Here is a 17,940-nt window from a genome sequence, read left to right as displayed (position 1 = left end):
GTCATGTTCCGGCCGCTGCGGTCGAGCTGTTCGAGGAAGGACCGGTGGGCGCTGGATTACTTTTCGAGCGTACCGCGGAACGGGCCGGCAGGTGCGGCCGGACGGCCCCGGCCGTCGCAGGCCCGTAGGCGTCGGCGAGCCGGCGCAGGAAGTCGGCCGGGTCGAAGGGGTACTCCTGGGTGCCTACGGTCTCCAGGACGAGGGTGGCGAGCTGGCAGCCGACCCGGGCGGCGGTGAGCACGGGCAGCTGCCACACCGTTGCGGCCAGGAAGCCGGCCCGGAAGGCGTCGCCGACGCCGGTGGGATCGGCCTTGGCCCGCTCGGGCGGCGGGACGGTCTCGACGGGCGGCTTACCGCGGCGCTCGATGCGGACGCCGTCGGCCCCCAGTGTGGTGATCCAGCTGCCGACCCGGTCGAGGACCTGGGCCTCGGTCAGCCCGGTGCGGTGCAGCAGCAGTTCCCGCTCGTAGGCGTTGGTGAACAGCAGGTCGGCGCCCGTGACGAGGTGAACGGCCTCCTCGGCGGAGAGCCGGGCGAGCTGCTGGGACGGGTCCGCCGCGAACGGGATGCCCGCGTCCCGGCACTCCTGCGTCCGGTGCTGCATGGCCGCCGGGTCGTCCGGGCCGATCAGGACGAGCCGGGCGGGGCCGGTCCGGGCGAGCACCCCGGCGAGGTCGACGTCCGTGGCACGGGCCATCGCCCCCGGGTAGAAGGAGGCGATCTGGTTCTGGTCCCGGTCGGTGGTGCACAGGAACCGGGCGGTGAGGAGGTCCGGCACGGTCAGCACCCCGGTGGTGTCGACGCCGTTGGCTCGCAGCCAGGCGTCGTACTCGCCGTGGTCCGCGCCGGCGGCGCCGACCAGCACCGGGGCGAGCCCCAGCCGGCCGAGGCCGAGGGCGATGTTGGCGCCCACCCCGCCGCGCCGCACCTCCAGCCCCTCCACCAGGAAGGAGAGCGAGACCCGGTCGAGGCGGTCGGGCAGCAGCTGGTCGGTGATCGACCCCGGGAAGACCATCAGGTGGTCGGTGGCGATCGACCCGCTGACGACGATCCGCCCGGCGGGGTGGTGCACGGAGCCTGTCACGGGGTCCTTCCGGGGACGAGAGGGCGGGCTACCAGCCGCGGCGGGCGGCCGGGACGCGGCTGCCGCGGCGGAGCCGGGCCACCAGGGCGCGGCGAAGTTCCCGGTCGTGGTCGGTCTCGGTGGGGAGGTCGAGCTGGACGATGTCCACGCCCGCCGAGCGGAGCAGGCCGATGCGGTCGGCGACGGTGTCCGGGGAGCCGGTGTAGGCGGCGGCGAGCGACCGGCGGACGTAGGCGGCGACCTGGTCGGGGCCGTGCCGGGGGTCGGACCGGCCGCGTTCGCGGTCCCGGTCGAGCTGGACGGCCTCGGCGAAGCGGTGGGCGCAGGGGCCGGCGGTGAGCCGCAGGGCGTCGCGACGCAGGCGGCGGACCCGCTCGCGGGCGGCCTCGTCGGTGTCGTCGAGGACGACGGTGACGTGCCGCCAGATCCGCAGGGTGCGGCCGTGCTCGGCCGCGGCGGCGCGGGCCTCGGCGATCCGGCGGCGGGTGTCGGGCAGCGGCAGCGGTCCCACCGCGTAGACGTCGGCGTACCGGGCGGCGAGGGCGAGGCCCTCCGGGGAGGAGCCGCCGAAGGAGAGCAGTTCGCCGCCCGGGTCGGGGCGCAGGCCGGGCCGGGCGCCGTGCACCCGGTAGAACTCGCCGTCGAAGTCGATGTCCCGGTCGGCCGCGAGGTAGCGCCGGAACACCTCCAGGTACTCGCCGGCCCGGCGGTAGCGGTCGGCCTTGCCGAGCAGGTCGCCGTCGCGGGCGACGTCCAGGTCGCTGGAGCCGACGATGACGTGGGCCGCCGCACGGCCGCCGGAGAGCCGGTCCAGGGTGGCGAGGGCGCGGGCGGCGGCGGTCGGGGCGGTGGTGCCGACGCGGTGGGCGACGGCGACCCGCAGCCGGTCCGTCGCGGCGAGCGCCCAGCCCGCCACCAGCCACGGGTCGGGCCACGAGCTGGACTGCACGACCAGGGCGGAGTCCAGTCCGTCCTCCTCCAGTTCGCGGGCGGTGCGGGCGACGTGCGCCGGGTCGGCGGTGCGGTCCCTCGGGTCGGGGGCGTGGCGCAGCGCCTGCCGCTCCTGCGGGGTGCGGCCGGTGACGGGGGCGGACCGGACGCCGCCGCGGATCTCCAGTTCCATCGGTGGGACCTCCTCGGATCGGGACTACCCGGCCGCGGGGCCGAGACGGGCGAGGGTGTCGAGCAGGCGGGCCCGGCTGACGAAGACCTCGGGCGGCAGCGAGACGTACAGCTGGATGGTGGTGACGCCGGGCAGGTGGTACTGCAGGATGCGTTCGCGGCACTCCTCGGGCGAGCCGCTGATGAACAGACCGTCCACGGCCTCGTCGGGCAGCGCCTTCTGGGCGCCGTCGGGGTCGCCGGCCGCCCAGCGTTCGTGGGTCTCGGCGAGCAGCTCGCCGTTGCCGAGCCACTCGTGGAACTTGCGGTACGGCTCGCGGTTGAGGATCCACGCGAGGAACGGGCGGCTGGCCCGGTGGGCGTAGTCGGTGTCCTCGGTGGGGCAGACGAAGACCTTGACGACGAGCTCCTTGCCGGGCGGCTGCGGGCCGACGGCGTTCAGCACGGTGGGCAGGTCCTTGGGGAACAGCAGGTTGGTGATGGCGCCGTCCCCCTCGGTGAAGCCGAGCCGGAGCATGCCGGGGCGGAGCGCGCCCAGGATGACCTTGACCGGTTCGGCCGGCGGGTGCGGCAGCCGGTAGCCGGTGATGGAGAAGGTGTCGAAGTCCCCGGCGATGTGCTCGCCGCGCAGGGCCCGGGTGACGAAGCGGAGCACGTCCCGGGTGCGCTTGAACGGCTCGTCGAAGGGGATGCCGTTGATGTCGGTGACATGCGCCGGGACGGACGCGCCGATGCCCAGCAGGACCCGGCCGGGGGCGAGTTGGGCGAGGGTGGCGGCGGTCTGGGCGAGCACCGCGGGCCCCCGGGTGTGCACCGGGACGATGCCGGTGGCGATGCGCAGACCCGGGGACCACGCGGCGGTGGCGGCCAGCGGGGTGAAGGCGTCGGTGCCGCCGCCCTCCGCGCTCCAGACGTCGGTGTAGCCGAGGTCGGGGAGCCGTTCGACGAGGAAGCGGTGCCGGTCGATGGTGAGTCCCGGCAGCGGCAGGGTGATGCCCCACTTCGGCGGTGCGGCCGGGGTGTGGCCGTGCGGTGGGTACGGGGCGGTCATGGCGGTGGACGTCCTTCCTGGGGCGGTTCGGTGCTGTGGACGGGCCCGGTCAGGGGCGGACCCGGACGGTGGTGAGGTCGAGGAACCAGGACTGCGGCTGGACGAGGCCGTCGACCTTGGGCGAGAGCGCCCGCGGGTTGCGGTCGTTGACCACGAACAGCCAGGGCGCGTCCTGGGTCACCAGGGAGAGCGCCTTGCGGTGGTCGGCCTGCCGCTTCGGCTGGTCCGGCGAGGCGGACGCGGTCGCCAGCAGCGCGTCGACCTGCGGGTTGGCGTAGTGGCCCGTCCAGAACGGGCTCTTGGAGCCGATGAAGAGCGGCAGCAGCGCCTCGGACTGGAACAGCGTGGTGGACTGCGCGATCGCGTCGGACCCCAGGGCGACCTGGCCCTTCGCCTCGGCACTGATCAGGGTGGACCAGTCCGTGGTGCGCAGCTCCACCTTGATGCCGACGGCGGCGAGGTCGCGCTGGATCGCCTCGGCGATCGGTACCGGCAGCAGGTTGCCGGAGCCGCCGGTCGGCACCGTCACCGAGGTGGCGAAGCCGCCGGCGAGACCGGCCTCGGCGAGCAACTGCTTGGCCTTGGCGGGGTCGTAGGAGTACACGTCGCCGGCCGGGTCGTAGGCGGCGGTGGCGCGGGGTGCGGCCTGGAAGGCCGGGTCGGCGGTGCCGTGCAGCAGCTTCTCGGCGATCGCCCTGCGGTCGATCGCGTAGTTGGCGGCCCGCCGCACCCGCGGGTCGTTCCACGGCGCCTTGGCGGTGTCCAGGATCCAGTACCAGAGGTGGTCGTAGCTGTTGGTGGCGATCCGCACCCCGTCGGCCTTGAGACTGTCGATGTCGTCCGGGTTCGGGTACTCGATCCAGTTGACGCCGCCGGAGCGCAGCGCGGCGGTGCGGGCGGCGTCGTCCGGCAGGGACTTGACGATCAGCCGGTCGAGTTCGGGGGCGCCGCGCCAGTACGACCTGTTGGCGACGAGTTCGATCTCCTTGCCCTCGCTCTGCGAGGCGAACGTGAACGGGCCGGTGCCGACCGGGTGCTGGGAGAAGTTCGCCGAGCCGGTCTTCTTGACGGCGGTCGGGCTGGCGATCAGCACGTGCGCCAGGTCCTCCGGGAAGTGGCCGTTGGGCTCCTTGGTGACGAGTTCGACGTGGTCGGCGTCGGTCTTCCGGTAGGAGACGATGTCGCCGGCGTACTCCTTCGCCGCGGCGCCGAGCGCGTCGGTGTACTCGGGGCTCTGCTTGTTCAGGTAGCGGTCGAGGTTGAAGACGACGGCGTCCGCGTCGAAGGGGGTGCCGTCCTGGAAGCTGACGCCCTTGCGGAGGGTGAAGGTCCAGGTCTTCGCGTCCGCGGCGACCTGCCAGGACTCGGCCAGGGCACCGGTGACCGCGGGCGGCCGGTCGGTGTCCTTCAGCAGCTCGTAGCGGGTGAGGCCCTCGTAGATCTGGAAGCTGACGAGGCGCTTGCCCTCGAAGCCGGCGCCGCCGATCACGGTGTCCGGGTTGGGCAGCTTGCCGGTGGCGCCGATCACCAGGGTGCCGCCGCGGCCGCCGGAGCCGGCCGCGTCACCCGCGCCCGCGGTGGTGCCGGAGGCGCAGCCGGCGGCGGCGAACAGGACGGCGGCGGCCGCCAGCGCGCCGGATCTGGAGCGGGGAGCGTGCGTGTGACTGTTCGTCATGGTGTTTCCTCGGTCGGTTCGGTGGTGCGGACGGTGCGGGGGACCTCGGGCGGTTCAGGGGGTGGTGGGCGGTTCAGGGGGTGGCGGGGCGGCCGGTGGCGGCTTCCAGCAGGGCCCGGGTGTACGGGTGGGCCGGCGCGGACCACAGTTCGGCGGCCGGGCCCTCCTCCAGCACCCGGCCGTTCCGCAGCACGAGCACCCGGTGGGCCACGTGCCGGACGACGGCCAGGTCGTGCGAGATGAACAGGTAGGCGAGGCCGGTGGCCTCCTGGAGCCCGGTCAGCAGGTCGAGCAGACGGGCCTGCACACTGCGGTCCAGGGCGGACGTCGGCTCGTCGCAGACCACCAGGTCGGGTCCGGTGGCCAACGCCCGTGCCACCGCCACCCGCTGCACCTGCCCGCCGGACAGCTCCCGCGGGAAGCGGCGGGCCAGAGCCGGATCCAGGCCGACCTGGTGGAACAGCGCCGCCACCGCCTCGGGCCGCTCGCGGCGCGGCGTGCCGTGCAGGCGCAGCGCGAAGGCCACCGCCTCGCCGGACCGCAGGGCGGGGTTGAGGGAGCCGCGCGGGTGCTGGGGGACGAACTGGAGCTCGGCGCGGACGGCGCGGCCACTGCGGCCGCGCAGCCTGGACGGGTCCTGGCCGGCGAAACGGACGGTGCCGGTGTCCGGGCGGAGCAGGCCGAGGGCGAGCCGGGCGAGAGTGGACTTCCCGGAGCCGGACTCGCCGACCAGGCCGACGGTCTCCCCGGCGCGGACGGTGAGGTCGACGCCGTCGAGCGCGAGGCGCGGGCCGAAGTGCTTTGTCACTTTGTCGATGTGGAGCAGCGGGACGGTGCGTGCGGCGTCGGCGGGCCGGGTCATCGGGCCACCGTCCCGGGGATGCCCCCACCCGGAAGGGAACGCCCCATGGGGGCCGGGCTTCTCCTGGTGGCGGTGGTGGCGGTCATCGGGGCGCTCCCGGGTCGGCGGCGACCAGGGTCGCGGTGAAGGTGTGGGCGGGGTCGTCGAGGACGCGGGTGGCGGGGCCGCGTTCGACGATGCGGCCGGCCTGCATGACGGCGACCTCGCCGCCGATCCGGCGGGCGGCCGCCAGGTCGTGGGTGACGAGCAGCAGGGCGATGCCGCAGTCGGTGCGGAGGGTGCCGAAGAGGTCGAGGATGCGGCTGCGGACGAGGGCGTCCAGGGCGGTGGTCGGTTCGTCGGCGATGAGCAGTTCGGGGCCGCAGGAGACGGCGACGGCGATCGCGGCACGTTGGCGGAGACCGCCGGAGAGTTCGTGCGGGTGGGCGCGGGCGACCCGTTCGGGGTCGGGGACGCCGGCGGTGGCGAGCAGTCGGAGGGCGTCGGCGCGGGCGGCCCGGCGGGAGTCGGCGGCCTTGTGGCGGCGCAGCACCTCGGTGATCTGCGGGCCGATCCGGCGCAGCGGGTCGAGGACGGCGGCAGGGTCCTGCGGGACGTAGCCGATGCGGCGGCCGCGGATCCGGCCGAGGGCGCGTTCGTCGAGGCCGAGCAGGTCGGTGCCGGCGAGCCGGATGCGTCCGGTGACGGCGGCGCCGCGGCCGGGCAGGCCTAGGATGCTGCGGGCGACGGTGGTCTTGCCGCTGCCGGATTCGCCGAGCAGGACGAGGGCGCCGCCGGCGGCGAGGTCGAGGGTGACGCCGTCGGCGGCCCGGACGCCGCCGGGGTAGGTGACGGTGAGGTCGTCGACGCGGAGCAGGCTCATCGGACGGCCTCCGGCAGCAGTGCGCCGCGGTCGCCGATCCGCTGCCGCAGCCCCTCCCCCAGGGTGGTGAACACCACCGAGACGGCGAGCACGGCCAGGCCGGGCAGTACCGCGGGCCAGGGGTGGGTGAACAGGGCGGGCCGCAGTTCGTCGAGCATGGCGCCCCATTCAGGGGTGGGCGGGGTGACGCCCAGCCCGAGGAAGGAGAGCCCGGCGGCGTAGGCGACGGCGAGGCCGACCAGCGAGGAGGCGTAAACGAGGACGACCGGGGCGACCACCGGGACGACCTGGCGCAGGGCCACGGTGAGCGGGCCGGCGCCGGAGACCCGGGCGGCCTCCAGGTACTCGGCGGTGCGGATCCGCCGGACCTCGGTGTAGGCGACCCGGGCGACGGCGGGGGTGAGGACCACGGAGAGGGCGAGCAGGGTCGCGCCGAGGCCGGGCCTCAGCAGGGTGGCGACGGCGATGGCGAGCAGCACGCCGGGGAAGGCGTACAGCACGTCGAGGGTGCGCAGCAGTGCCTGTTCGAGGATCCGGCCGCCGAGGCCGGCCGTGATGCCGAGCAGGGTGCCGGCGGCGGTGGCGGCGGCGACGGGCACCAGGCCGCCGGTGAGCGAGGCCCGGCCGGCCCAGATCAGCCGGCTGAGCAGGTCGCGGCCCTGGCTGTCGGTGCCGAGCGGGTGGCCGGGGCTGCCGGGGTCGAGGAGGCGGTCCTGCAGGTGGCCGGCGGTCGGGTCGTACGGGGCGAGCAGTGGTGCGGCGGCGGCGACGAGGACGACGAGCAGCGCGAGTGCGGCGGGGACGGCGACGGCGGGGTCCCGGAGCGGACTGCGGGCCATGTCAGGTCCTCGTCCGCGGGTCGATGGCGGCGTGCGCGGTGTCGACGAGGAGGTTGACGCCGACGAAGGCGGTGGCGACGACCAGCACCCCGCCCTGGACGAGCGGCAGGTCGCGGGCGGCGAGCGCGTCGTACAGCAGCCGGCCGAGGCCGGGCCAGGCGAACAGGGTCTCCACGAAGACCACCCCCTCCAGCAGGTAGGCGAGTTGCAGGCCGCCGATGGCGAGCAGGGCGGGCGAGGCGTTGTGCACGCAGTGCCGCAGGACGGCGGCCCGGGAGAGGCCGCGGGCGCGCAGTCCGTCGGCGAGGTCGCCGGCGAGGACGGTGCCGAGGGCGGCGCGGAAGACCCGGGCGGTGAGACCGAGCGGGACGAGGGCGGCGGCGACGGCGGGCAGCACCAGGTGCCGGGCGAGGTCGGCGGCGCCGCCGTCGCCGAACACGTCGTGGGTGCCGCCGGCGGGCAGCCAGCGCAGCCGGACGGCGACCACGGCGATCAGCACCAGCGCCACCGAGTACTGCGGGGCGGAGACCGCGAGGGTGGAGGCGGCACCGGAGAGCCGGCCGAGCGGGCCGCGCGGCCGGAGCGCGCCGAGGGCGCCGAGCAGGACGCCGCCGACGAGGACGAGCAGGAAGGCGGCGGCGGTGAGGGTCAGGGTCTGGCCGATCGCGGGGAGCAGCAGCCGGCCGACCGGCCGCTGGTCGGCGATCGAGGTGCCGAGGTCGCCGGTGAGGGCGTGCCGCAGCCAGGAGAGGTACTGGACGGGCAGCGGGCGGTCCAGGCCGAGGCGGGCGGTGAGTTCGGCACGGGCCTCGGGGGGTGCGCCGGGGCCGAGGAAGGCGGCCACCGGGTCGCCGGGGACGAGGGCGACGGTGGCGAAGACCACGACGGTGACGCCGAGCAGGGTCGGGACGGCCAGCAGCAGGCGGCGGAGCAGGAATCCGGTCACCCGCCGGCCCTCCGGGGCGGGGCGCCGCGCGGGACGGCGGACGGGCTGGGCATGGCGGGTGTCCTTCCGGGGCGGTTCGAGGGTGCGGCCGGTCCCGCGGCCTGGGCCTGCGGTGTTCGCTGTGACGAAGGTTGCGGTCGGGCGGAGCGGACAGCCAGTCAGGAGTTCATGCTGATACCGCCGGTCATAGGAGCCGGTGCCGGGACGGGTGGGACTCCGTTTGCCGCTGCCCCGCCCGGCAGGGGCCCGTCCTGTCCTTGACCTGCTGCGAGAGCCGGACCTAGGGTGCTCATATGGCTTATCGGCGGACCGACTTCACTCATGTCGGGATCGGCGGCTCGTGGCACCGCAGGTGCTTCGACGAGCTGTGTCCGCGCCGCGTCCCGCGCTGACCGCCCGGCGACCGCCCGCCGCCCGGCCGGCGCCCCTCCTCCTTCCGGGATCCGCCCCCGCCCGCCGTCTCCGCCTGCCCGGAGTCGGCCGCCGCGGTCGGCGGCTCCCCGCCGTTGTGCCGCGCCCGTCCGGCCGGCCCGCCACCTCCGAGGGGACGCACCGCCATGCCGTACCGCACCGACTCGCCCTCCGACCAGGGGGGTTCGCGATGGCAACACTGACCCAGCTGGCCGTGCCGACCGGGCCGCGCAACTGCCGGCACCCGGTCCGCCGGGCCCCGCGCGCCGCGGCCGCCGCACCGGTGGACACGCTGCACGCCGAGATCGACAATCCGCTCGACCTGCTGGCCGGCCACCAGTTGCTCGCCGATCCCGCCCCGGAGCCGCCGGGCAGACCGGGCGCGGCGGCCGCCGGCTGCCCCTGCGGCCACCCGATGTGCCCGGGTGACGGCCACCGGCCGGACACCGTCCGGGTGTTCCTGGTGGAGCGGCACCCGGTGGCCGCGGCCGGGCTGCGCTCGGTGCTGTCCACGGTGCCCGGGCTGACGGTGGCCGGCTCGGCCGCCGACCCGCTGCGCGCGCTGCCCGCGGTCCGGCGGGTCCGCCCCGACGTGCTGCTGCTGGGCCGCGGCGGCGGCCTCGGCGAGGACCTGGCGGCGGTGGCGGCGCTGCGCGGGCCCGACGGCGCGCCGGACGCGCGGGTGCTGCTGCTGCGCCGGGCGGAGTCCACCGCCGAGGCGAGCCGGATCCTGCTGGCCGGCGCCAGTGGCTGCTTCCCGCTCGACCTGCCCGAGGAGCGGATCATCTCTGCCGTCCAACTCGCCGCCGCGGGCGGCTCGGTGTTCCTCCCGGCGCCGCCCGCGGCCCGCAGCCACGCCGCCTGGCCGCCCGGGCAGCCGGCCGAGCCCCCGCCGCAGCAGGTCGGGCTGACCGCACGGGAGCGGGAGGTGCTCGCCAAGCTCGCGCTCGGGCTGAGCAACGCCGAGATAGGGCGCGAACTCGCCCTCGCGGAAGCCACCGTGAAGAAGCACCTGACGCAGGCGATGCGCAAGACCGGCCACTCCGACCGGCTGCGCGCCGCGCTGTACGCGCACCGGCACGGCCTGGCCGGCTGAGCACCCGCCGCACCACCGCCCGGAGGGCGGGTCCCGTCGCACGGGGCCCGCCCTCCGGCGCGTCCGGGGACGACGGGCGACCGGTCGACGGACGCGGGGACGATGGGCGACCTTCGGAGCACATCGACGCCGCCGATCGTCGCCCGGGGCGGCTCCGTTCGGGGCTTCTGACGGCACGTCGGCGCTTCGTAGCGTGGCGACGAGCGAGGCGGAGCCCGAAGGCCGCCACGCCCCCACGTCTCAGGCCACGTCCGGCCGAAGGGAGAGCCCGATGAGCGACGCGTCCGACGGCACCATCGCACACACCGGCGACCGGGCCGGCCCGGCACCGGCGCATCCGCCCGCCACCACGGCCGTCCTGGCCGCGCACCGGGACGGCGGCCACCGGCCCGAACCGCAGCGCTCGCCGTACCGGTCGATGCCGGACGCCGAACGCTCCGCCCTGTGGCGCCGCCGCCTGCACGAGGCCGAGGCCGGGCTCACCCGGTACCTGGTCTCCCGCGGCGACGAGGTGCAACTGGCCGACTGGTTCGCCTTGCAGGCGGAGATCTTCGCCGACCTGCCCGACCCGGCCACCGCGCCCGCCGCCGAGTGGCAGCGGGTCTTCTTCCGCGGGCAGGCGCTGATGGAGCGCTTCCTGGTCGCCCGGTACGGCGAGCAGGTGCTGGCGGACTGGGCGCGGTCCAACGCCGAGGTGCACCGCGAGGTGGAACCCGACCTCGGCCGGGGCGCCGCCGACCCGATCCACCGGATCGCCCGGCAGGCCGAACTCTACGGCTCCGACTACGAGTTCGACGAGGACGAGCCGCCCGGCGCGGACCGCGCGGCGCTGACCATCACGCACTGCGCGATCTGGGACTACCGGGAGAAGGCCCGCCGCGGCGGCGTCCGGCTCACCCTCGCCTCCCCGTGCACCTACTGCACCGAGGCGCTGTCCGCGAACATCCGCGCCAAGGGCTACCGCCCCGCGCACCGGCTGCGCAGCGGCCCCACCGGCCACGGCTGCCGCTGGGAGGCCGCCCGCCCCGACCAGCAGACCGACGAGACCCGGGAGTCCTGATGTGCGGAGTGACCGGCTGGGTCGACTGGGAGACCGACCTGCGCCACCAGGAGCGCCTGCTCCGGGAGATGACCGCCACCCTGGCCTGCCGCGGCCCGGACGCGGACGGCCTGTGGCTGTCCCGGCACGCCGCGATCGGCCACCGCCGGCTGTCGGTGATCGACCTGGACGGCGGCGCCCAGCCGCAGGCCGACACCGCCCCGCCCGGCGTCGTCCTCGGCTACAACGGCGAGCTGTACAACCACCGCGAGCTGCGCCGCGAACTCGAAGCCCTCGGGCAGGTGTTCCGCACCCGCTCGGACACCGAGGTGGTGCTCCGCGCCCACCTCGTGTGGGGCCGCGAGGCGCCGCGCCGCTTCAACGGCATCTTCGCGTACGCCCTGTGGGACGCCCGCACCGAGGAGCTGCTGCTCGTCCGGGACCACCTCGGCATCAAGCCGCTGTACTGGCACGCCCACCGCACCGGGGTGCTGTTCGGCTCGGAGCCCAAGGCGCTGCTGGCGAACCCGCTGCTGCCTGCCGAACTCGACGCCACGGGCGTCGCCGAGCTGTTCGCGCTGCCCGCCGCGCCGACGCCGGGGCACGGCCTGTTCCGCGGGCTGCACGAGGTGCGGCCCGGCCACCTGGTCGCCGTCACCCGGCGCTCCACCCGCGAACTGCGCTGGTGGGCACTGGAGTCGCAGCCGCACGACGACGGCGAGCAGGCCACCCGCGAGCGGGTGCGGGCGCTGCTGGCCGACGCGGTGGAACGCCAGCTGGTCAGCGACGTGCCGCTGTGCACCCTGCTCTCCGGCGGCGTCGACTCCAGCGCGATCACCGCGCTGGCCGCCGCCGCCCGGGAGCGGGCCGGCCAGGGCAAGATCACCAGCTTCTCGGTGGACTTCCCCGGCAGCGCCGACCGCACGCCGGACGCCTGGCGCACCACCCGCGACGCCCCCTACGTGCAGGCCGCCGCCGAGCACATCGGCACCCTGCACACCTCCGTCCTCGTCCCCGACGACGACCTGCTGGACGCCCGGGCGGCGGTGCTCCGCGCCCGCGACCGGCCCGGCTGGGGCGAGATGGACGCCTCGCTGCACCTGCTCTTCCGCGAGGTGCGGCGGCGCTCGACGGTCGCGCTGTCCGGCGAGGCCGCGGACGAGATCTTCGGCGGCTACCCGTACTTCCACGACCCGGCCGCGCTGGGCTCCGGTACCTTCCCCTGGCTGCACGACCGAACCACCCCGGCCGCGCTGCTGCGGCCCGAGGTGCGCGCCGAGGTCCGGCCCGGGGAGTACACCGCGGAGGCGTACCGGCGCACCCTCGCCGAGGTGCCGCGACTGCCGGGCGAGGCGCCCGCGGACGCGAAGGTGCGCGAGGTGTTCCACCTGGCGCTGACCCGCTGGCTGCCGCCGCTGCTGGACCGGGTCGACCGGGTCTCGATGTCGGTCGGCCTGGAGGTTCGGGTACCGTTCTGCGACCACCGGCTGGTGGAGTACCTGTGGAACGTGCCGTGGGCGCTCAAGGCCCCCGGCGGCCGTTCCAAGGGGCTGCTGCGGGACGCCGTCCGCGACCTGCTGCCGCCGCAGGTCACCGACCGGCCCAAGAGCGGCTACCCGTCGACCCCGGCCGTCCGCTACACCGAGGTGCTCACCGCCCGCGCCCGGGACCTGCTCGCCGACCCGAACGCCCCGGTCTTCGACCTGGTCGACCGGGCACTCGTCCGCCGGCACCTCGCCGAGGGGTGGCCGCTGCCGAGCCCGCGCACCGCACCGAACCCGGTCGGCGGCCTGGACCACCTCGTCCAGGTCGACGAGTGGCTGCGCGCCTACCGGGTGGGGCTGCGATGAGCGCCCCCGCCCGCCCGGCGCCGGCCCTCGACGAGGCCTTCCGGGCCGCCGCCCGCCGCTGGACGACCGGCGTCGCGGTGGTCACCACCCGCTCCGGCGAGGAGGTGTTCGCCAAGACGGTCTCCTCGTTCTGCACCCTCTCGCTGGACCCGCTGCTGGTCAGCGTGGCCGTCACCCGGCACAGCCCGCTGGCGGCCGCGGTCCGCGGCAGCGGCCGGTTCGCGCTCTCCGTCCTGACCGACCGTCAGATCGCGGCGGCCCGGCGGTTCGCCACCCCGGGCGCGGGACGGGCACTCGGGGAGTTCACCGCCGTGCCGATGCGCGCCGAGGCCACCGGCGCACCCGTTCTCGAAGCCGCGCTCGCCTGGTTCGACTGCCGGCTGCACGGCGTCCTGCCCGGCGGCGACCACGTCCTGCTGGTCGGCAGGGTCGCCGCCGCGGACGCCGTCCCCGGGGAACCGCTGCTCTACCACGACGGCCAGTACCGCACACTCGCCCATCCCTCACCTGGAGTTGGCGCATGACCCTGCTCGACACCCCCGCCACCGCGCGGGGCCTGCTCACCGGCGACCGGTACCGGGCCGAGCTCGACGACGGGCGCGAGCTCTACCTCGACGGCAAGCGGATCGGCAACCCCGCCGAGCACCCCGCCTTCCGGCCCGCCGCCGACGAACTCGCCCGCCTGCTCGACCTGCAGCACGACCCCGAGCACCGCGAGCTGCTCACCTGGAAGGACCCGGAGACCGGCCTCAGGCTCGCGCGCGCCTACCAACCGCCGCGCACCCCGGAGGAGTTGCAGGTGCAGCGGCGCAGCGCCGAGTTCTGGCACGCCGAGGCGCTCGGACAGCAGGGTCGCTCCCCCGCCTTCATGGCCTCGATCGCCGTCGGTGTGTACGACTTCCGGCACCGGCTGGCCGGCAACGACCCGCGGTTCGGCGCCAACGCCGAGGCCTGGTACCGGCACTGCGCGACCAACGACCTCGTCCTGTCGCACGCGCTCGGCGACCCGCAGATCGACCGCTCCGCCGACCCGGTGGAGGAGCCCGAACTGGCGCTGCGGGTGCTGGAGGAGAACGACCGGGGCATCGTGGTGCGCGGCGCGAAGCAGCTCACCACGCTGGCGCCGCTCGCCCACGAGGTGCTGGTGTACCTGTCGGCCTCGTTCGCGCAGCGCCGCGGCGAGCAGTTCGTGGTCTGGTTCGCGCTGCCGCTGAACACCCCGGGCCTGGTCACCCTGGCCCGGGAGCCGCTCGGCAGCGCGCCCTGGGGCCACGCCCATCCGCTCGGCGCCCGCTTCGACGAGCAGGACGCCATGCTGTTCTTCGACGACGTGTTCGTCCCCTGGGACCGCGTCCTGCTGCTCCGCGACGCCGACCTCGCCCGGGTCGGCCTCGGCCGGATCAACGCCTGGAGCGCGTACATCGGCCACGTCCGCTACCGGGAGCGGCTGCGCGCCCTGCTCGCCACCGCCACGCTGGTCGCCGAGTCGATCGGCGTGGACGGCTTCCGCAACGTCCAGGAGGACCTCGGCCGGCTCGCCGGGTACGCCGAGCTCACCGAGTACTTCCTGGACGCCGCCGAGGCCCGCGGCGGCGTCACCGACGGCGGCCTGTTCGCACCCGGCGACACCGCCGCCTCCCGGGTGTGGTCGGCCGAGGTGGCTGCCGAGGCGGTCGCGATCGTCCGCCGGATCGGCGCCTCCGGCCTGCTGATGCAGCCCACCGCCGGCGACCTCGCCAACCCCCGGCTGCGGCCGCACCTCGACCGGTACATGCGCGGCCGCGGCATCGACGCGGAACGCAAGTCCCGACTGTTCCGGCTCGCCTGGGAGCTCACCGGCGACGGCTTCGGCCAGCGCCAGGACCTCTACGAGTACGTGCACCGCGGCGACCTCGCCCGCAACCGGATCAACCTGTTCAAGCGCTACGACCAGAGCGCCGCCCGCACGCGGCTGCTACGGCTCGTCGACAACCCCCAGGAGGCCCAGCAGTGACCGCGTCCGCCGTCGAGATCCAGGCCCGCACCCTCGCCGGGTACGCCGACGCCAGCCGGCTCCGCCAGGTCCACGACCGCGACTGGGTGCTCGACCTCCTGCCCGACGGGCCGCAGACCCTGGTCGACCTCGGCAGCGGCATCGGCCAACTGCTGCAGGCCGCCCTGGAACGCTTCCCCTCGCTGCGGGTCGCCGTCGGCATGGAACGCTCCGAGCACCGGATCGCCGAGGCCGCCGAACGCCTCCACGCGTACGGCGCCCGGGTCGCCCTGCACCAGGCCGACCTCACCGACCCGCAGCCACTGCCGCACCGGCCGGACGCCGTCACCATGACCTCCGTCCTGCACTGGCTGTTCCCGCACGAGGAGCGGATCTTCGCCTGGGCGGCCCGGCACCTCGCCCCCGGCGGGCGGTTCCTGCTCACCACCTACCACCCGGCCCGCGACGAGCACGGCCTCGGCGGCGAGGACGACATCGTCCGCGACGCCCTGGTCGCCCTCGGCACGGCACGCGCGGACGTGCCCGGCCTGTTCGCCGCGGCCGGCGTGCTGCCGATCGCCACCCGCACCCGCACCGTCGACGACCTGGCCCGCGTGCTGCGACCGCACCTCTCCGTCGCCGGCCACCGGGAGCGGGACGCCGTCGTCACCGTGGAGAGCGCCGAACAGTACGCGCACTTCCACGCCGCCACCTTCGGCGACTACTACAGCCGCCTCGCACCGCCGGACCTGCGCGCCGGCTTCTTCCGCGCCGTCGGCGAGGCCGCCCGGCAGCGGCAGCGGCAGCTCGGCCACGTCAGCCACATGCCCGTCCGCCTCTGGCAGCTCACCGCGCACTGACGCACCGTCAACAGGCCGCCGGCCGACCGCCGCACCTCCCGCGACGGCCGGCCGGCGGCGCCTACGCTGGACCCGACCGCACCACCTCCGCCCGAGGAGCCCACCGTGTCAACTCCCGCCGCGAGCCAGGAACTCGGCGCCTTCCTGCGCGCCCACCGCGAACTGCTCAAGCCCGCCGACGTCGGCCTCACCGCCACCGCCCGCCGCCGCACCCCCGGGCTGCGCCGCGAGGAGGTCGCCTCGCTCTCCGGCGTGGGACTCGCCTGGTACACCTGGCTGGAGCAGGGCCGCGTCACCGCCTCCCGGCAGGTCCTGGAGGCGGTCGCCCGCGCGCTGCGCCTCGACGCGGCGGGGCTGCGGCACGCCATGCGGCTCGCCGGCTACCACGAGCCCGCCGCCCCGGGCGGCGACACCGGCCCGGACCGGCTCGCCGCCGCCGTCCAGCCCGTCCTCGACTCCTGGCCGACCAGCCCCGCCGTCCTGCTCGACCGGCACTTCGACCTGCTCGGCTGGAACACCCCCTGGGCCGCGCTCTGGGGCCCGCCCGAGGCCGTCCCCGCCGACCGCCGCAACCTCATGTGGCTGATGGCCGCGGACCGCCGGCTGCGCGAGGTCCTGCACGACTGGGAGCCGCTCGCCATGAACGTCTTCCAGCACTTCCGCGCCCAGGCCGGCCCCGCCCTCGCCGACCCGCGCACCGGCGAGGTCTACCGCCACCTGGACGCCGACGCGCCGGAACTCCGCCACTGGTGGGGATGCCACTCCGTGGCGGAGCTCACGGCCCGCACGGTCACCGTCGAACCGGCCGGCATCGGCCCCGTCCGGCTGACCCTGTCGTCCTTCCACCCGGTCGACGACCCGACCGCCCTCGTCCTCCTCTTCACCCCCGCCGACCCCGCCGCGCGCACCCGCATGACCGCGCTCCTCGACCACCCCCTCCGCAGCGCGGGCTAGGCCCCGGTCAGGCCCGCTGCAGGCGCGCGGTCACCAGCCACCCGCCGGCCGCCGCGACGACCGCCAGCCCGACGCCGACCGCGCCGGCCCCCACCGCGACGTCCGCGAAGGAGCCGACCGCCCAGGCGCCGAGCCCCGTCCCCGCGTACATCGTCGAGGTCAGCCAGGCGCTGGAGGTGGCCCGCAGCTCCGGCGCCACCGTCCCCGCCAGCGTCTGCTGGTCGGTCACGAAGCCGCCCGAGGCGAGGAACCACACCGTCACGCCGGCGAGTGCGAGGACGATTCCGGGCCCGCCGACGGCCAGTCCGATGCCGGCCGCCAGCAGCAGGCCCCAGAGCGGCAGCAGCGGCAGGTCGTCCCGTCCGGCGGCCCGCGCCCGGTCCCCGAGCCGCCCGCCGAGGAGAGATCCGACGACGCTGCCGGCGCCGACGAGCACGCCGACCAGGCCCAGCGCCTCCACCGAGAGGTCGAACCGCTGCACCAGCACCGCCCCGAGGAAGGTGTACGCGCCGAGGTTGGCCGCGTGGAAGACGGTGTTGACGAGCAGGGCCCGCCGCAGCGCCGGATCGGCCCAGCCCGCGAGCACGGCCCGGACCGCACCGCCGGCCTGCCCCTGCACCGCCGAGCCGCCGACCTGCCTGAGCAGCAGCGGCACGGCCGCCGCCGTCCCGACCGCGAGCGCCCAGAAGGCGGAGCGCCAGCCGGCCAGCCCGGCGAGGAAGCCGCCGAGCGGAACCCCGATCACCTGGCCGGCGGAGAACAGGGCCATGCCGAGGCCGAGGGCGCGCCCGCGGACGGCGTCCGGTGCGGTCTCCGCGATGTGTGCCCAGATCGCCGGTCCGGCCGCGGCGGCGGCGAGCCCGGCCACGGCGCGGGAGACGACGAGCAGGGTCAGCCCGGTGGAGAGTGCCGCGGCAGCGTTGGAGAGCACGAAGAGCAGCGTCCCCGCGATCAGTGTGCGCCGCCGTCCGAACCGGTCGCTGAGCAGCCCGAGGAAGGGCGCGAAGACCGCGTACACCAGGACGTACGCGGTGACGCTGGAGGCCGCGGCGGCCTCGCTCACCCGGATCGAGTCGGCGATGGTCGGCAGCAGCGGGGAGACCAGGAAGGTCTCGGTGCCGAACAGGAACAGCAGCAGGAAGACTCCGGCGTACCGCAGCCGGTCGAACGGCTGCGCCGGCGCTTCGGAGGTCGGCGGCGACGCGGACACACTGGCCACGGCCCTCACACCCTTCGGGAGGCCCTTCTCGGGCAGATGGATTCAGGCCGGGCCATCGTGTGCCGGTGCCGGGCGGCCAACCAGACAGGCGATCATCC

16 protein-coding genes are annotated in these 17,940 nt (G+C 75.8%); 7 read left to right on the top strand and 9 right to left on the bottom strand.

Annotated elements, in window-relative coordinates:
* Nucleotide 1: 1 nt before the first annotated feature.
* The 8 genes from AB0P35_RS00760 to AB0P35_RS00725 all read right to left on the bottom strand — a co-directional run bounded on the left by AB0P35_RS00760 (nt 2) and on the right by AB0P35_RS00725 (nt 8,441).
* Nucleotides 2-1,015, bottom strand: coding sequence for a carbohydrate kinase family protein (locus AB0P35_RS00760; RefSeq protein WP_363504955.1), 1,014 nt, complete (start codon nt 1,013-1,015; stop codon nt 2-4).
* Nucleotides 1,016-1,112: 97 nt separating this feature from the next.
* Complete coding sequence (locus AB0P35_RS00755) at nt 1,113-2,207, bottom strand: LLM class flavin-dependent oxidoreductase (RefSeq protein WP_363504510.1); 1,095 nt, start codon at nt 2,205-2,207, stop codon at nt 1,113-1,115.
* Between the two features lie 24 nt (nt 2,208-2,231).
* The gene (locus AB0P35_RS00750; protein ID WP_363504507.1) at nt 2,232-3,257 is read right to left on the bottom strand and encodes an LLM class F420-dependent oxidoreductase; all 1,026 of its coding nucleotides are present in this window, start codon (nt 3,255-3,257) and stop codon (nt 2,232-2,234) included.
* 49 nt (nt 3,258-3,306) lie between these two features.
* On the bottom strand, nt 3,307-4,932 hold the full coding sequence (locus AB0P35_RS00745; RefSeq protein WP_363504504.1) for an ABC transporter substrate-binding protein: 1,626 nt from the start codon (nt 4,930-4,932) through the stop codon (nt 3,307-3,309).
* 73 nt (nt 4,933-5,005) lie between these two features.
* Entirely contained in the window at nt 5,006-5,794 is a 789-nt protein-coding gene (locus tag AB0P35_RS00740; RefSeq protein WP_363504501.1) for an ABC transporter ATP-binding protein, read from the bottom strand.
* 82 nt (nt 5,795-5,876) lie between these two features.
* Complete coding sequence (locus tag AB0P35_RS00735) at nt 5,877-6,656, bottom strand: ABC transporter ATP-binding protein (protein WP_363504498.1); 780 nt, start codon at nt 6,654-6,656, stop codon at nt 5,877-5,879.
* Entirely contained in the window at nt 6,653-7,495 is an 843-nt protein-coding gene (locus tag AB0P35_RS00730) for an ABC transporter permease (protein ID WP_095872402.1), read from the bottom strand. The genes AB0P35_RS00735 and AB0P35_RS00730 overlap by 4 nt, the downstream gene beginning before the upstream one ends.
* A 1-nt stretch (nt 7,496) precedes the next feature.
* Entirely contained in the window at nt 7,497-8,441 is a 945-nt protein-coding gene (locus AB0P35_RS00725) for an ABC transporter permease (protein WP_363504495.1), read from the bottom strand.
* Between the two features lie 601 nt (nt 8,442-9,042).
* Here AB0P35_RS00725 and AB0P35_RS00720 point away from each other — a divergent pair.
* The 7 genes from AB0P35_RS00720 to AB0P35_RS00690 all read left to right on the top strand — a co-directional run bounded on the left by AB0P35_RS00720 (nt 9,043) and on the right by AB0P35_RS00690 (nt 16,623).
* Nucleotides 9,043-9,948, top strand: coding sequence for a response regulator transcription factor (locus tag AB0P35_RS00720; protein ID WP_363504492.1), 906 nt, complete (start codon nt 9,043-9,045; stop codon nt 9,946-9,948).
* Between the two features lie 271 nt (nt 9,949-10,219).
* The gene (locus tag AB0P35_RS00715) at nt 10,220-11,008 is read left to right on the top strand and encodes a hypothetical protein (RefSeq protein ID WP_363504489.1); all 789 of its coding nucleotides are present in this window, start codon (nt 10,220-10,222) and stop codon (nt 11,006-11,008) included.
* Nucleotides 11,008-12,837 (top strand): asparagine synthase (glutamine-hydrolyzing), encoded by a 1,830-nt coding sequence (gene asnB / locus AB0P35_RS00710; RefSeq protein WP_363504486.1) that lies wholly within the window; start codon nt 11,008-11,010, stop codon nt 12,835-12,837. Before AB0P35_RS00715 ends, asnB begins: the two co-directional genes overlap by 1 nt.
* Nucleotides 12,834-13,361 (top strand): flavin reductase family protein, encoded by a 528-nt coding sequence (locus tag AB0P35_RS00705; protein WP_363504483.1) that lies wholly within the window; start codon nt 12,834-12,836, stop codon nt 13,359-13,361. Before asnB ends, AB0P35_RS00705 begins: the two co-directional genes overlap by 4 nt.
* Nucleotides 13,358-14,830 carry a 4-hydroxyphenylacetate 3-hydroxylase N-terminal domain-containing protein gene (locus AB0P35_RS00700; RefSeq protein ID WP_363504480.1) on the top strand — a complete coding sequence of 491 codons (1,473 nt, stop codon included), beginning with the start codon at nt 13,358-13,360 and terminating at the stop codon, nt 14,828-14,830. Before AB0P35_RS00705 ends, AB0P35_RS00700 begins: the two co-directional genes overlap by 4 nt.
* Nucleotides 14,827-15,669, top strand: a complete 843-nt coding sequence (locus tag AB0P35_RS00695) for a class I SAM-dependent methyltransferase (RefSeq protein WP_363504477.1) — start codon at nt 14,827-14,829, stop codon at nt 15,667-15,669. Before AB0P35_RS00700 ends, AB0P35_RS00695 begins: the two co-directional genes overlap by 4 nt.
* 105 nt (nt 15,670-15,774) lie before the next feature.
* A complete protein-coding gene (locus tag AB0P35_RS00690; protein ID WP_363504474.1) occupies nt 15,775-16,623 on the top strand; it encodes a helix-turn-helix domain-containing protein in 849 nt (282 codons plus the stop codon).
* A gap of 7 nt (nt 16,624-16,630) precedes the next feature.
* Here AB0P35_RS00690 and AB0P35_RS00685 read toward each other — a convergent pair whose 3' ends face one another.
* Nucleotides 16,631-17,842 carry an MFS transporter gene (locus AB0P35_RS00685; RefSeq protein WP_363504471.1) on the bottom strand — a complete coding sequence of 404 codons (1,212 nt, stop codon included), beginning with the start codon at nt 17,840-17,842 and terminating at the stop codon, nt 16,631-16,633.
* Between the last annotated feature and the right edge of the window lie 98 nt (nt 17,843-17,940).

Origin of the sequence: Kitasatospora sp. NPDC085879, assembly GCF_040686255.1 — a bacterium.
Lineage (GTDB): Bacteria > Actinomycetota > Actinomycetes > Streptomycetales > Streptomycetaceae > Kitasatospora.
Note: the sequence above shows the minus strand (reverse complement) of the source record. Positions and strands in the feature narration are given on the sequence as shown.